The organism is Bacillus infantis (assembly GCF_020171945.1).
Lineage (GTDB): Bacteria > Bacillota > Bacilli > Bacillales > Cytobacillaceae > Bacillus_AB > Bacillus_AB infantis_A.
Genome location: NZ_JAIVAP010000008.1, coordinates 57,075 through 71,782, shown reverse-complemented (window position 1 = coordinate 71,782; position 14,708 = coordinate 57,075). Strand labels below are relative to the sequence as shown.

The window sequence follows — 14,708 nt, the reverse complement described above, 5'->3', positions numbered from 1 at the left end:
GATGAGCCGTTTATTTATGTTTGAAAAGCCATTAGGCATGCGTGATACATTGCCTGAAATATACGAAACGAAAAGCAGGGTCCGCTCTTCCATTGAAGATGAGATGAAGAGCTGGGGCTATCAGTTTATGGAAACACCGGCGCTTGAATATTATGAAACCGTCGGTTCGGCTTCGGCAACAGTTGATCAGCAGCTGTTCAAGCTCTTGGACCAGCAGGGCCATACTCTTGTGCTCAGGCCTGATATGACAGCCCCGATTGCCCGTGTGGCTGCATCGAGGCTCCTGAAGGAAGACCTTCCATTAAGGCTTGCTTATTCGGCCAATGTGTACCGGGCCCAGCAGAGGGAAGGCGGACGACCGGCTGAGTTTGAGCAGATCGGCGTCGAGCTGATTGGCGATGATTCAATCAGTGCGGATGGCGAAGGGCTGGCTCTCCTCATCAGCTCGCTGAAAAAAGCGGGATTGGAGGACTTCCAGCTATCTGTCGGCCATATCGGCTTTGTCCAGGAGTTTTTCCGTCAGGTTCTTGGAACAGAAGAAAGGGCCAATGAATTAACGAGATTTCTTTACGAAAAAAATTATGTCGGGTACCGGGAGCATGTGAAGAATCTCCCGCTGTCTTCTATAGATAAGCAGCGCCTTCTGGATTTCCTCCAGCTCAGGGGCGGCCGTGAAGCCATTGAGCAGGCGTTCAGCCTGATTGAAAATAATAAGGGCAGGGAAGCGATCGTCCAGCTTGAACGTCTTTGGGACACAATGGCCGATTTTGGTGAAGGTGAGAAAATCAAGCTCGATTTGACGCTCGTCAGCCATATGAGCTATTACACTGGCATCTTATTTGAAGTATACGCCGGGAATGTCGGCTTTCCGATCGGCAACGGGGGCCGCTATGATCTCCTGCTGAAAAAGTTCGGGAAATCTTCAGGTGCGACCGGCTTTGCTATCCGGCTTGACCGCCTGCTTGAGGCACTTGGCGGAGCAGGTGCAAAAGAGCCGCTGCATTGCATCATCTTCAGCGCTGAGCGCCGGCGCGAGGCGTATGAAAAAGCGAAGGATATGCGGAAATCAGGGATCAAGGCTGTGCTTCAGGACATCAGCGGCGTCAAAAACCTGGATGCGTGCACAAGCCAATATGATGATATTACCTTTTTAGTCGGAAAAGCCGGGAAGGAGGAGCAGCAATGAAGGACCTGCTGACAATTGCGATGCCGAAAGGGCGGATATTCGAGGAGGCTGCAGAGCTGCTGCGCCAGGCCGGCTTTGATCTGCCGCCCGAATTTGATGACTCACGCAAGCTGATCATCGATGTGGAAGAAGAAAGATTTCAGTTTATCCTTGCAAAGCCGATGGACGTACCGACCTATGTAGAGCACGGAGTCGCCGATCTTGGGATTGCCGGAAAGGATGTTATGCTCGAGGAAGAGCGGGATGTATATGAGCTCCTCGACCTCCAAATCAGTGCCTGCTATCTTGCTGTAGCAGGAATTCCTGGTACGAAAATGAATGAAGTCGCGCCGAAAGTGGCGACTAAATATCCGAATGTTGCCGCGGCTTATTTCCGTGAGCAGGGGGAACAGGTGGAAATCATCAAGCTGAACGGCTCGATTGAGCTGGCTCCGCTGATCGGACTGTCCGACAGGATCGTTGATATCGTTTCAACAGGCAGGACGCTCAAAGAAAACGGTTTGGTTGAGTATGAGCAGATCGTCGGCATCACATCCAGGCTGATTGTCAATCCGGTCAGCTACCGGATCAAGGACAAGCGGATCAGCGAGATTGTCGACAAGCTGAGCAGAGTCGTGAATGAACAGGCAGCTCTATAAGCTTTTGCTCCAAGGAGGAAAACAGGATGAAAATCATTAAAGTATCAGAAGATATTTCTATTAAAAGGTCGGTCGACAGCGGTACGGAAGAGCAGAGAAAAGCTGTTAAAAGCATCATTGCCGAGGTCCGCAAAAACGGTGACGAAGCAGTCCGCAGCTTCACGGAAAAGTTTGATGGTATCCAGCTTTCCTCCTTTGCGGCCTCATATGCTGAAGTAGAGGAAGCTTACAGCACAATCGACCCTTCTATCCTGGAGGTGATCAAGGAGGCAGCAGCCAATATCCGCAGCTTTCACGAGAAGCAGCTTCGGCCTTCCTGGATGACCACGGATGAAAATGGGACAATGCTCGGCCAGAAGGTGACACCGCTTGATTCAGCAGGCTTGTATGTTCCGGGAGGCACTGCTGCCTATCCTTCCTCTGTCCTCATGAATGTAATCCCGGCAAAAGTGGCAGGAGTAAGAAGAATCGTCATCACTTCCCCGCCAGGCCGGGACGGAAAGCTTCCGGCTGCAGTACTTGTGGCTGCAAAGGAAGCAGGAGCAGAAGAGGTCTACAAGATTGGCGGTGCCCAGGCAATAGCGGCATTGGCATATGGCACAGAGTCCATTCAGCCGGTTGATAAAATCACAGGTCCGGGGAATATCTTCGTCGCACTCGCGAAAAGGGAAGTCTTCGGCGATGTGGATATTGACATGATCGCGGGCCCAAGTGAGATTGCAGTGCTTGCCGACGATACGGCTAAGGCCAACGAAGTCGCTGCAGACCTGCTGTCACAGGCAGAGCATGATCCGATGGCCTGCAGTGTTCTGGTTACCACATCCTCAAATCTCGCTGAACAGGTGGCAGAAGAGGTGAAACGGCAGCTTGCAGATCTGCCGCGCCGGGAAATTGCAGCCCAATCGATTAAAGACTTCGGTGTGATTTATGTGGCGGAAACAATGGAAGAAGCGGTTGAAACAGTGAACCGGCTGGCGCCGGAGCATCTCGAGGTCCTGACTGAAAACCCCATGGAGCTGCTCGGCCAAATCAGGCATGCGGGAGCCATTTTTTTGGGCCGCTTCAGCCCTGAGCCTGTCGGCGACTATTTTGCCGGTCCGAATCACGTATTGCCGACAAACGGGACAGCCCGTTTCTCAAGTCCGCTCAATGTGGAAGACTTTCAGAAAAAATCGAGCATCGTTTATTATAGTGAAAAATCGCTTCAGGAAAATGGAGCAAAAATCGCATCCTTTGCCAGGCTTGAAGGCCTGGAAGCCCATGCGCGGGCAATCGAGGAGCGCCTGAATAACAAGGAGGATAAGTAAATGGCAAGAACGGCATCTGTTGAACGGAATACAAATGAAACACAAATTTCACTAGCCCTCGATATCGATGGAGAAGGACAATCCAAGCTGGAAACGCCTGTCCCATTCATGACGCATATGCTCGACCTTTTTGCCAAGCACGGGCAATTCAATCTGACAGTTGATGCGAAGGGTGACACAGAGGTGGATGACCACCATACAACAGAGGATATCGGCATCTGCCTCGGCCAGGTGCTGAAGGAAGCGCTTGGGGATAAAAAAGGGATCAAGCGGTACGGCAATGCGTTTGTGCCAATGGATGAAGCCCTCGCACAGGTAGTCGTTGACCTGAGCAACCGTCCGCACCTGGAAATCAGGGCAGACTTCCCGAGCCAGAAGGTTGGCACCTTTGATACAGAGCTTGTCCATGAATTCCTCTGGAAGCTGGCCCTTGAAGCACGGATGAATCTGCATGTGATCGTCCACTATGGCCAAAATACACACCATATTATTGAAGCAATCTTTAAGGCGCTTGCAAGGGCGCTTGATGAAGCAACGACAATCGACCCAAGAATTAAAGGAGTTCCGTCAACGAAAGGGATGTTATAAAATGATCGGCATCATTGATTATGGAATGGGTAATCTGTTCAGCGTAAGCAAAGCACTCGAGCGGCTTGAAGTCCCTTACTTTTTATCAGAGGACCAGGAGGAGCTGAAAAAAGCCGATGGGCTGATCCTGCCTGGAGTAGGCAGCTTCAAGGATGCGATGGACCGGCTGAATGCTGCCGGGCTGACAGGGATGATCCAGGAATATACCGCGGCAGGAAAGCCGCTCGCCGGCATCTGCCTTGGCATGCAGCTTTTATTTGAAAGCAGTGAGGAAAATGGCTGTACAGAAGGCCTTAAACTTTTGCCTGGTAAGGTTGTCCGTTTTCCGGGTACCGGTGAGCAAGGCGAGAAATACAAGGTACCGCATATGGGCTGGAACAGGCTTGAGTTCATAAACTCTTCACAGATCTTGAAGAACGTGGAAGAAGGCTATGTCTACTTTGTCCATTCCTATTATGCAGAGCCGGGCGATCATGATGTCGTTATTGCGAGAAGCTTCTATGATAAGGAAGTGCCTGCTGTGGTCGGCAGGGACAATGTCTTTGGGATGCAGTTCCACCCGGAAAAAAGCAGTTCCCTTGGCATGGAGCTGCTGCGTAACTTCACGATGATAGCCAGCAAAGGAGGAGAGTCACTATGAGCTTTACAATCTATCCGGCAATTGATATGAGAGCAGGCAAATGTGTCCGCCTGCTGCAGGGGGATTATGAAAAAGAAACGGTGTACGGCGATTCTCCGTTCGATATGGCGAAATCATTCGCAGATGCCGGTGCACAATGGATACATATGGTAGACCTTGATGGCGCAAAAGATGGAAAGCGTGTGAATGACTCTTTTGTCATAAAAGCTGCACAGGAACTTGATGCAAAGGTCCAGATAGGCGGGGGGATCAGGACTGAGGAGGATATCGCCCACTATCTCGGCAATGGCGTTTCACGTGTCATCATCGGCAGCATCGCAGTCTCTGATCCTGAGTTTGCTGAAAAGATGATCCGCAAATACGGCGAAAAAATTGCGGTCGGGCTGGATGCAAAGGATGGCTATGTTGCGACACATGGCTGGCTCAATACTTCCGGTGTAAAGGCGGTTGAGCTTGGGAAGCGGTTTGCTGATGCAGGAGCAGAGACTTTTATTTTTACCGATATCGCGACAGACGGAATGCTGTCCGGGCCAAACGCGGAGGCTGTCAGGGAGCTCGCGGGAGCAACCGGAAAAAGCGTCATTGCTTCAGGGGGCGTTAGCAGCCTTGCTGATTTGGCAGCATTGAAGGAGTATGGAGCTGAGGGCGTTTCCGGCGCGATTGTCGGGAAAGCCATCTATGAAGGACGGTTTACGGTTGAACAGGCCTTGAAAGAGGTGGCCCGCTGATGCTGACAAAACGAATCATTCCATGCCTGGATGTTAAGGATGGCCGGGTTGTAAAAGGGATTCAGTTTGTGCAGCTCCGCGATGCCGGCGATCCGGTTGAGCTGGCCCGCTTTTATGATCAGCAGGGGGCTGACGAGCTTGTCTTCCTTGATATCTCTGCCTCCCATGAAGGCAGAAAGACAATGACCGAAGTCGTGAAGGCGGTCGCTTCAGAGCTGGCCATCCCTTTTACGGTCGGCGGCGGGATCAATGCGCTTGAAGATATGAAAAGAATCCTCAGGGCTGGAGCTGACAAGGTTTCCTTGAATACGGCAGCTGTAAACAATCCGGAACTGATCAGGGAAGGAGCAAGCTTCTTTGGATCACAGTGCATCGTTGTCGCAATTGATGCGAAGTATGATCCTGAGCCTGGATCCTGGAAAGTATACACCCATGGAGGCCGCAAAGAGACAGGCCTTGAAGTAATTGAATGGGCAAGGAAGGCTGTTGAGCTTGGCGCAGGTGAGATCCTGCTGACCAGCATGGATGCCGACGGCGGGAAAAACGGGTTTGACCTTTCATTAACGAAAGCAGTGAGCGAGGCGGTCAGCGTACCGGTCATTGCATCCGGCGGGGCCGGCAACAGTGCCCATTTTGCTGATGCTTTTACAGAAGGAAAAGCAGATGCGGCCCTTGCTGCGTCGATTTTCCATTATAAAGAAACATCAGTCAGCGAAGTAAAACAATTTCTAAAAGAAAAAGGGGTGACGGTCCGATGAATCCAGATGAACTGAAATACGATGAAAACGGGCTGATTCCGGCGATTGTCCAGGACCGGAAAACGAGGGAAGTACTGACTCTGGCCTATATGAACCGTGAATCTTTGTCTCTCTCCATTGAAAGCGGCGAAACCTGGTTTTACAGCAGATCCCGCCAGGAGCTGTGGCATAAAGGAGCAACCAGCGGAAATACGCAGAAGATTGCAGAAATCAAATATGACTGTGACCAGGATGCCCTTGTCGTGCTTGTTGAGCCAGCCGGTTCTGCATGCCATACAGGCGCCGTCAGCTGCTTTAACGAAACAGTTTATCAGGCAGAAGGACTGGCAGATGCCGAAGAGGAAAACTACAGCATCCTGGGCCAGCTGGAGCAGGTGATCGGCCAGCGGGAAAAAGAGCGACCGGAAGGGGCTTACACAACCTATCTGTTTGAAAAAGGCGTGGATAAAATCCTGAAAAAAGTCGGGGAGGAATCAGCAGAGGTCATCATCGCTGCTAAAAACCGCGACCAGGAAGAGCTCAAATGGGAAACTGCCGATCTCCTTTACCACCTGCTCGTCCTCTTGCGCGAGCAGAAGCTGCCATTCAAGGAAGTGCTTGGTGTGCTGAAAGAGCGTCATGAAAGAGGATAATGAGAGAAAGGACCGGTCTGAGTGCCGGTCTTTTTTTACTTTGGTAAAAAATGTATTTTTGGTAGAATAAAGCCGATTTTATGTAGAATAACTGTAAATTTTGGTAGAATCATGCGAAATTTATGTAGAATAACGGTAAATTTGGGTAGAATCATGTGAAATTTAGGCAGAATCATTGTGGTTTTTGAATAGAACATTAGAAAAATCAGCAGAATTCTCCAGAGCTACTCCGAAAATCTGACCCTTAATCTAAATCGTCCCTCATATTTGACAGAAACCAGGAAAAGTCAGCTTCCAACAAGCCTGACCGGCTGAGATTAAGCCCGGCACAACGGCAGATTCCGCCGCTTCCGGCACAGCACCGATAGAATGCTGTTCCCCAAAGAATACTAATCTCATTCTGCTCTTCTCCGGCGGCTTGCACATGTGATATACTACTGTAGTTAAGGCTGGCACAGGTGTGCGAGTGATTTGCCTGCTGCCTAGAGATGAGGGATTACATGAGCAAAGACTCAAAAGCAAGACAACCGATGGGGAAACTACTTTCATTCATCCCGACTGGCGAATATTATTTTTCAAAAGGGATCAAATCCTTTCACCGCCGGGATTTTCATAAAGCAAGCAAATATCTGCAGCGTGCGATGCAGCTGGAGCCGGGCGAGCCGATGATTGCCTGCCAGCTGGCGATCGTATATACAGAGTTGAATGAATATCAGAAGTCTAATAAGCTGCTGCATCTTGTCCTGGAGGAGCTTGACGAGGAAATGGCTGAATGCCATTACTTCCTTGCCAATAATTATGCCCACCTGGGATTCTTCAAGGATGCTTATCAGCATGCCAATACGTATCTGGAGCTTGAGCCTGATGGAGAGTTCATCGAGGATACCGAGGATCTTCTGGAGCTTTTGACACTGGAAGCCGAGGATTTGGATGAAGAGCTGTATGAGCAGGACGACCTGATCACCAAGCAGGAACAGGCAAGGGAGCTTCTTGAATCAGGGCATTTCCCGAAAGCAGTGGAAATTCTGAGCACGGTGATTGAGGATTATCCGGAATATTGGTCAGCATACAATAATCTGGCGCTTGCCCATTTTTACCTGGGGGAAGTGAACAAGGCGAACGATATCCTGGATGAGGTGCTTGTCCGCAACCAGGGCAATCTGCATGCGCTCTGCAATAAGCTTGTGTTTGCTTATTACCAGCATGATCTTGAAGAGGTAAAGGCTTTAGTTGCAACGCTGAAAAAAATCCAGCCGCTTCTGATTGAGCACCAGTTCAAGCTGGGGGCAACCTTTGCGCTTGTCGGTGAATACGAGCCTGCCTACAAATGGCTGCGCAAGCTTCACAAGTCAGGCTATGAGGGTGATGGCGCCTTTTATTACTGGCTTTCTTATTCCTCCTACTTCACGGGGAAAGAAGACCAGGCCAGGAACTTCTGGAAAAGGGTGCTGGAATACAGCCCGGAGAAGGCGGGCCTTGAGCCATGGAACGAAGATAAGCCTGAGACGGCCGGATTCGAGGACCATCTGGATTCCATCTATAAAAAGCTGAACAGTGAATATGCGGAGGAACGTTTATTTGCACTTTTCCTTGCTTCAAAATCAGGCAGCAAAGACGAGATTCTTGCAAGCAAGGATGTTAAGCAGAATCCAAAATTCACAAGCGTTGACCGGGAATATGCATCATTGGTGGAAATGGGCGCACCAGAAAAGAACAGTGTGAAAATTGCCCATGAAACGGCAGAGCTCTTATACAAACACCATAAGCCGATCGGGACAGTTGAAGCCGGATTGTACCTGGCATGGTTCACTGTCTTCAATGAAGCCGAAGGTCAGGGGCTTCTTGCCAAGAATGCAAAAGCATGGGCCGGTGCCGTTGAATATGTCTGGAGAAAGCAGCGCAGCGAAAAAGTCTCTCAGCAAAGCGTCGCAGCCCAGTACGGACTTTCTGCTTCCACACTGCAGAAGTATGTAAAATCAGTCAGCAGCATTCTGAAATGAGCAGATTCTTGGACTGTATCCTTTTTGTTTTATAGGATAATGTTAGTAAGGAAATACTACTGAAACAACCGCTGTTTTTCTTGGGAATAAACGCACTTGCTCTTACAGCTCCTTCTGCCTGTCAAGGCTGGGAAAGTCAATTTTGCAGAGCAATAACTAAGTATAAAAAAGCATTTCTCAGGGGGAATCAGCAAAGTCCTAGTGAAGGAGTGGAGCAAGATGACAGAAGAAAAAATTTATGATGTCATCATCGCTGGCGCAGGACCGGCCGGAATGACAGCTGCTGTGTATACATCCCGTGCCAACCTGTCTACATTGATGATTGAACGCGGCGTGCCGGGAGGGCAAATGGCCAACACAGAAGAAGTCGAAAACTACCCTGGTTTCGATCATATCCTGGGCCCTGATCTGTCCACTAAAATGTTCGACCACGCTAAGAAATTCGGCGCCGAATATGCTTATGGCGATATCAAAGAAATCATCGACGGTGATGATTACAAAACCGTTGTTGCAGGATCAAAACAATACAAAGCCCGCGCTGTAATCATTACAACGGGTGCTGAATATAAAAAAATCGGTGTTCCGGGTGAAAAAGAGCTCGGCGGCCGCGGTGTATCCTATTGTGCCGTCTGTGATGGCGCGTTCTTCAAAGGCAAAGAGCTTGTTGTTGTCGGCGGAGGGGATTCTGCTGTCGAGGAGGGCGTCTACCTGACCCGTTTCGCGGAAAAAGTGACCATCGTCCACCGCCGCGACGAGCTGCGCGCACAGGCAATCCTTCAGCAGCGCGCATTTGACAATGAGAAGGTTGACTTTATCTGGAACTCTACAGTAAAAGAAATCAACGAAAGCGAAGGCAAGGTAGGAAGCGTCACACTTGTTTCCACTGAAAATGGGGAAGAGCGGGAATTCAAGGCAGATGGCGTATTCATCTATATTGGCATGGTTCCTCTGTCTAAGCCTTTCCAAAGCCTTGGCATCACCAATGAGAACGGATATATCGAAACAAACGAACGCATGGAAACAAAGGTTCCCGGCATTTTCGCTGCTGGCGACATCCGCGAGAAAATGCTTCGCCAGATCGTGACAGCAACAGGCGACGGCAGTATCGCAGCCCAAAGTGCCCAGCATTATGTTGAAGAACTGATGGAATCTTTAAAGACGAAAGCTTAATATGTATAAAAACGCTCATTCTTGAAATGGGCGTTTTTTCATCATAAACCGGCTGCGGCAGGTGCGGTTTCCGCAAGAGAAAATTCCAAAGAGAGGCCGCTTCCACCCACCGGCAGCAATAGGCCGAAAGCCGCATTGTACAAGGCTTTCGGCCAGCTTTTTACTAAAAAAATAAAAAGTCATTTTGTTTTAATCGTACTGTAACAGTAGTGCAATAAATATCGGGTAATATAGGAATAGAAATTGACCCCCTTTTAAGATATAATCCTTTGTGCAGCACAGGCATACATAGCCTGTGCTCTTTTTTTTTCGTAGGCAAAACGCCTTTGCATTTCAATTTGTCCAGCTCCGGCGGCTAGAGCCTCGAGTCATAAGCCACAAAAGAATTAAAGGCAAAGAACGCCTTTTATTCTTTTGCGTCTTATGCTTGTCGGCTCTGGGCGAGCCTCCTCCGAATTTCATTTTTTCATTTCATTGTGGCTGGATAACAAAAATAGTATAATGAAAAGAATATATTCGACAGGACTGCCTGTGCGGCGGTCATGAGAAGGAAATGCTGAGGTGAGGCTGTTGCAGCGGGTCACGAATTGTGTGCTGTTGAAGGAAAATCAAGTATTGCTTTTACAAAAACCGAGACGTGGCTGGTGGGTAGCGCCCGGAGGGAAGATGGAGCCGGGTGAATCAGTCCGGGATTCCTGCATCAGGGAATTTCGCGAGGAGACAGGCATATATTTAAGAAATCCGGGCTTGAAGGGGATCTTCACCTTCATTATGAAAGACGGGGATAAAGTGCTTTCTGAATGGATGATGTTTACTTTCCTTGCACGGGAGTCTGATGGCATCAATCTGGATGAGTCGGAGGAAGGGAAGCTGGCCTGGCATGATTTTGATGATATCAAGAATCTGCCAATGGCTGCAGGCGATTATCACATTCTTGAATATATGATTCATGGGAATGGAATTATTTACGGGACGTTTACCTATACGCCGAATTTCGAGCTTCTAAGCTATCGGCTGGACCCGAGTTAAATAATATAGATTACAGGGGGAGAATAGGAATGAGCAGCGGTGCGGCGACTGATACACAAATGGTCATAATAACTGGGATGTCGGGAGCAGGGAAAACAGTGGCGATCCAGAGTTTTGAGGATCTTGGCTTTTTCTGTGTGGATAATCTGCCTCCGACTCTGCTTCCGAAATTTCTTGAACTGATGAAGGAATCAGGGAATAAGATGAATAAGGTTGCACTGGTCATGGACCTTCGCGGCAGGGAGTTCTTTGATCATTTATTCAAGGCGCTGGACGATTTGGCCGAAACTTCATGGGTGGCTCCGCAGATTTTGTATCTGGATGCTGATGACTCTACATTGGTCAGGCGCTACAAGGAAACGAGGCGCTCCCATCCTCTTGCTCCGTCAGGTTTGCCTCTTGAGGGCATCAAGCTTGAAAGGGAGCTTCTGGAGGAGCTGAAGGGAAGGGCCCAGCTGATATACAAAACATCTAACATGAAGCCGCGGGAGCTCAGGGAGAAAATCCTTGATGAGTTTTCAGTCAACAGGAAGACGACGTTTACAGTCAATGTGATGTCATTCGGCTTTAAGCATGGCCTGCCGATAGACGCGGATCTTGTGTTTGATGTACGTTTTCTGCCGAATCCCCATTACATCGAGAGCATGAGGCCGAAAACCGGCTTGGACGAAGATGTGTCAACATATGTACTGAAATGGAATGAAACCAATAAATTTCTCGAAAAAGTTACAGATCTGCTGAGCTTCATGCTCCCTCACTATAAGCGCGAGGGCAAAGCCCAGCTGGTGATCGCGATTGGCTGCACAGGCGGCCAGCATCGTTCTGTAGCCCTCGCCGAGTATATCGCCCGCTTTTATGAGAAGGATTACCATACACACGTCACTCATCGCGATATCGAGAGGAGAAAGGATAAAACAACATGACAGGTACAGAACAGCCTAGAATCGTCATCATAGGGGGAGGCACAGGGCTTCCGGTCCTCCTGCGCGGTCTGAAGAAGCATCCTGCAGATATCACAGCCATCGTTACGGTTGCTGATGATGGCGGGAGCTCGGGCCGCCTCAGGAATGAACTGCAGATTCCTCCCCCTGGGGATATTCGAAATGTTTTAGCTGCACTGTCGGATGTGGAGCCGCTCGTCGAGGAAATGTTCCAGCACAGGTTCAGCACCGCGAATGAGCTTTCCGGCCATTCACTTGGCAACCTTATCCTTGCTGCCATGACCTCGATCACAGGCAATTTCACTCATGCCATCCAGGAAATGAGCAAGGTCCTCAATGTAAGGGGAAAGGTGCTCCCGGCCGCAGACCAGAGTGTAGTCCTCCATGCTGAGATGGAGGATGGGACGATTGTTTCAGGAGAATCCAAGATCCCATACTCTGGGAAAAAAATTAAAAAAGTCTTCCTGAGTCCGGAGGATGTCAATGCCCTGCCGGAGACCATCCAGGCCATCAGGCAGGCTGATCTGATCATCATCGGGCCTGGCAGCCTTTATACGAGCATACTGCCCAACCTCCTTGTTCCGAACCTCGGGAGAGAGGTCTGCAATGCGAAGGCCAAGAAGGTCTATATCTGCAACCTGATGACGCAGGCAGGGGAGACGCTTGATTTTACGGCGAGTGATCATGTAAAGGCCATATATGATCATATGAACTGTTCTTTTATCAATACCATCCTTGTCAATAAGGAAGACATTCCGGAAGAAATACAGGAGCGGTACAGCGAGGAGCTGGCCAAGCCTGTCCATTATGATGTTGCCAATCTGCAGGGGCTGGGCCTTGAGGTTGTACACGGCGATATCGTCAGCCTGGACGGAGGCGTCATCCGCCATGATACACAGGAAGTAGCAGATATTTTATTTTCTTTACTAATAAATGAAACCAGCAAGCGATATAAAGCGTAAATATAAATGTGCAAGCGTTTGTCTGGGCGGGGGGTGAAGGTATGTCTTTCGCTTCGGAAACGAAAAAGGAATTAACCAACCTTGAAGTTAAAGACTGCTGCGGCAAGGCTGAATTATCAGCGCTTATTCGGATGAACGGATCACTCTCTTTTTCCAGCCGGAAATTAATTGTGGATATCCAGACAGAGAATGCCGCGATAGCGAGAAGAATTTATACACTGACGAAGAAGAATTACACCGTTCAAGTGGAGCTGCTTGTACGAAAAAAGATGCGCCTGAAAAAGAATAATGTATATATTGTAAGACTGGCGCAGCAGGCGCAGGAAATACTCGCCGACCTGAAGATCCTGAAAGAGGGATTTGATTTCACCCATGATATTTCTGAGGAGCTTGTGAAGAAAAAATGCTGCAAGCGCTCCTATCTGCGCGGCGCCTTCCTTGCCGGCGGATCGGTGAACAACCCTGAAACATCATCTTATCACTTGGAAATTTTTTCACTATACAAAGAGCATAATGATTCTTTGTGTGAATTGATGAATACATTTGGATTGAACAGCAAGACGCTTGAGAGAAAGAAAGGCTTTATCACGTATTTAAAGGAAGCCGAAAAGATCACCGAATTCCTGAACATCATCGGTGCCCACGGAGCGCTGCTGCGCTTTGAGGATATCCGGATTGTCAGGGATATGAGGAACTCGGTGAACAGGCTTGTAAACTGCGAGACCGCCAATCTCAATAAAACAATCGGCGCGGCCCTCAGGCAGGTCGAGAATATCCGTTATATCAAGGAGACTGTCGGCCTTGATATACTCCCGGAAAAGCTCAGGGAAATTGCTGAGCTGCGGGTGGCCTATCAGGATGTGACTCTGAAGGAGCTGGGGGAAATGGTGTCAGGCAGCCATATCAGCAAATCAGGCATTAATCACCGACTTAGAAAAATAGATGAAATAGCAGAAAAACTGCGTTTAGGTGAATCCATAACAGGCAATTAGAAATAAGATAATATGGGAGGTAAGAGAGAAATGGTTGAAAAACAAGTGGAAGTAAAGCTGCGGACCGGCCTTCAGGCCCGGCCTGCCGCCCTGTTTGTCCAGGAAGCAAACCGCTTTTCTTCAGACATCTTTTTGGAGAAGGACGGGAAAAAGGTCAATGCAAAAAGCATCATGGGCCTTATGAGCCTAGCAGTCAGCACAGGCTCTGTTGTGAACCTGGTGGCAGATGGAAGTGATGAAGAGGAAGCACTCGAAGAGCTTTCGCAATATATCCAGCAGGAGAGCTGAAAAAACTGAAAAGGCACCCTGAGCATTTGTGCAGGGCGCTTTTTCTTTGTTTAACAACATAATCTCTTTAATCATAAAAAAGAGGGCTGAACCTGTCAGCCCTCTTGCTCTCTTTACTTATCTTTCTTTTCTTCCAGGACATTGCGGGTGATGATCTGGTCGATCAGCCCGTATTCCAATGCTCTCTCAGCAGTCATGAAATTGTCGCGGTCAGTATCCTTAGCGATCACTTCAAGCGGCTGGCCTGTGCGTTCTGAAAGGATCTGGTTCAGCTTTTCGCGAAGGAAAAGGATGCGCTTTGCGGCAATTTCGATTTCTGTTGCCTGGCCCTGCGCTCCGCCCAGCGGCTGATGGATCATGACTTCACTGTTTGGAAGGGCATAACGCTTGCCTTTCTCACCTGCTGCCAAAAGGAATGCACCCATGGAAGCGGCCATCCCTATGCAGACTGTGGAAACCTTCGGACGGATGTACTGCATCGTATCATAAATGGCCATACCGGCAGTGATGCTGCCGCCAGGGCTGTTGATGTACAAAGTGATATCCTTTTCAGGGTTCTCTGCTTCCAGGAATAGCAGCTGAGCTACAATGGAGTTTGACACATTATCATCGATCGCACTACCAAGCATGATGATGCGGTCTTTCAGAAGGCGTGAATAAATATCGTATGCGCGCTCGCCCCTGTTTGTCTGTTCAATAACTGTAGGGATTAAATTCATTTGTCAGTTCCTCCTTCAAGATAAAGATCCAACATACAACGGATTAAAGCATGTTCTTCCATAAGAAGAAATATTTTGGGTTCTGTATGTAATCATTATGATACACTGATGGTCAATAAAGGTCAAACAA

The 14,708-nt window shown here is 48.9% G+C and carries 16 protein-coding genes; 15 read left to right on the top strand and 1 reads right to left on the bottom strand.

What is annotated here, in order from left to right; genetic code table 11:
- The first annotated feature begins 1 nt into the window (after position 1).
- The 15 genes from LCM00_RS12925 (at position 2) to LCM00_RS12855 (ending at position 13,859) form a co-directional block, all read left to right on the top strand.
- Complete coding sequence (locus LCM00_RS12925; RefSeq protein ID WP_224902511.1) at positions 2-1,186, top strand: ATP phosphoribosyltransferase regulatory subunit; 1,185 nt, start codon at positions 2-4, stop codon at positions 1,184-1,186.
- Positions 1,183-1,824 (top strand): ATP phosphoribosyltransferase, encoded by a 642-nt coding sequence (gene hisG / locus LCM00_RS12920; protein WP_224902509.1) that lies wholly within the window; start codon positions 1,183-1,185, stop codon positions 1,822-1,824. The genes LCM00_RS12925 and hisG overlap by 4 nt, the downstream gene beginning before the upstream one ends.
- 26 nt (positions 1,825-1,850) lie before the next feature.
- Entirely contained in the window at positions 1,851-3,131 is a 1,281-nt protein-coding gene (gene hisD, locus LCM00_RS12915; protein ID WP_224902506.1) for a histidinol dehydrogenase, read from the top strand.
- Positions 3,132-3,719, top strand: a complete 588-nt coding sequence (gene hisB / locus LCM00_RS12910; RefSeq protein WP_224902503.1) for an imidazoleglycerol-phosphate dehydratase HisB — start codon at positions 3,132-3,134, stop codon at positions 3,717-3,719.
- A 1-nt stretch (position 3,720) separates the two neighbouring features.
- Entirely contained in the window at positions 3,721-4,359 is a 639-nt protein-coding gene (hisH, locus tag LCM00_RS12905) for an imidazole glycerol phosphate synthase subunit HisH (protein WP_224902500.1), read from the top strand.
- Positions 4,356-5,087 (top strand): 1-(5-phosphoribosyl)-5-[(5-phosphoribosylamino)methylideneamino]imidazole-4-carboxamide isomerase, encoded by a 732-nt coding sequence (gene hisA, locus LCM00_RS12900; protein ID WP_224902497.1) that lies wholly within the window; start codon positions 4,356-4,358, stop codon positions 5,085-5,087. The genes hisH and hisA overlap by 4 nt, the downstream gene beginning before the upstream one ends.
- Positions 5,087-5,845 (top strand): imidazole glycerol phosphate synthase subunit HisF, encoded by a 759-nt coding sequence (gene hisF / locus LCM00_RS12895; RefSeq protein WP_224902494.1) that lies wholly within the window; start codon positions 5,087-5,089, stop codon positions 5,843-5,845. The genes hisA and hisF overlap by 1 nt, the downstream gene beginning before the upstream one ends.
- Complete coding sequence (gene hisIE / locus LCM00_RS12890; protein WP_224902491.1) at positions 5,842-6,477, top strand: bifunctional phosphoribosyl-AMP cyclohydrolase/phosphoribosyl-ATP diphosphatase HisIE; 636 nt, start codon at positions 5,842-5,844, stop codon at positions 6,475-6,477. The genes hisF and hisIE overlap by 4 nt, the downstream gene beginning before the upstream one ends.
- 500 nt (positions 6,478-6,977) lie before the next feature.
- Positions 6,978-8,477 (top strand): tetratricopeptide repeat protein, encoded by a 1,500-nt coding sequence (locus tag LCM00_RS12885; RefSeq protein ID WP_224902488.1) that lies wholly within the window; start codon positions 6,978-6,980, stop codon positions 8,475-8,477.
- Positions 8,478-8,696: 219 nt separating this feature from the next.
- Complete coding sequence (gene trxB / locus LCM00_RS12880; protein WP_224902485.1) at positions 8,697-9,647, top strand: thioredoxin-disulfide reductase; 951 nt, start codon at positions 8,697-8,699, stop codon at positions 9,645-9,647.
- Between the two features lie 570 nt (positions 9,648-10,217).
- Positions 10,218-10,676, top strand: coding sequence for an 8-oxo-dGTP diphosphatase (locus LCM00_RS12875; protein ID WP_094768572.1), 459 nt, complete (start codon positions 10,218-10,220; stop codon positions 10,674-10,676).
- 29 nt (positions 10,677-10,705) lie between these two features.
- Positions 10,706-11,599 (top strand): RNase adapter RapZ, encoded by an 894-nt coding sequence (rapZ, locus tag LCM00_RS12870; protein WP_224902480.1) that lies wholly within the window; start codon positions 10,706-10,708, stop codon positions 11,597-11,599.
- Complete coding sequence (locus tag LCM00_RS12865; protein ID WP_224902477.1) at positions 11,596-12,579, top strand: gluconeogenesis factor YvcK family protein; 984 nt, start codon at positions 11,596-11,598, stop codon at positions 12,577-12,579. Before rapZ ends, LCM00_RS12865 begins: the two co-directional genes overlap by 4 nt.
- 41 nt (positions 12,580-12,620) lie before the next feature.
- A complete protein-coding gene (gene whiA, locus LCM00_RS12860; RefSeq protein ID WP_224902474.1) occupies positions 12,621-13,571 on the top strand; it encodes a DNA-binding protein WhiA in 951 nt (316 codons plus the stop codon).
- Between the two features lie 30 nt (positions 13,572-13,601).
- Entirely contained in the window at positions 13,602-13,859 is a 258-nt protein-coding gene (locus LCM00_RS12855) for an HPr family phosphocarrier protein (protein WP_009793068.1), read from the top strand.
- A gap of 113 nt (positions 13,860-13,972) precedes the next feature.
- On the opposite strand, the gene clpP is transcribed toward LCM00_RS12855, so the two are convergent.
- A complete protein-coding gene (gene clpP / locus LCM00_RS12850; RefSeq protein WP_101549461.1) occupies positions 13,973-14,578 on the bottom strand; it encodes an ATP-dependent Clp endopeptidase proteolytic subunit ClpP in 606 nt (201 codons plus the stop codon).
- Positions 14,579-14,708 lie beyond the last annotated feature (130 nt).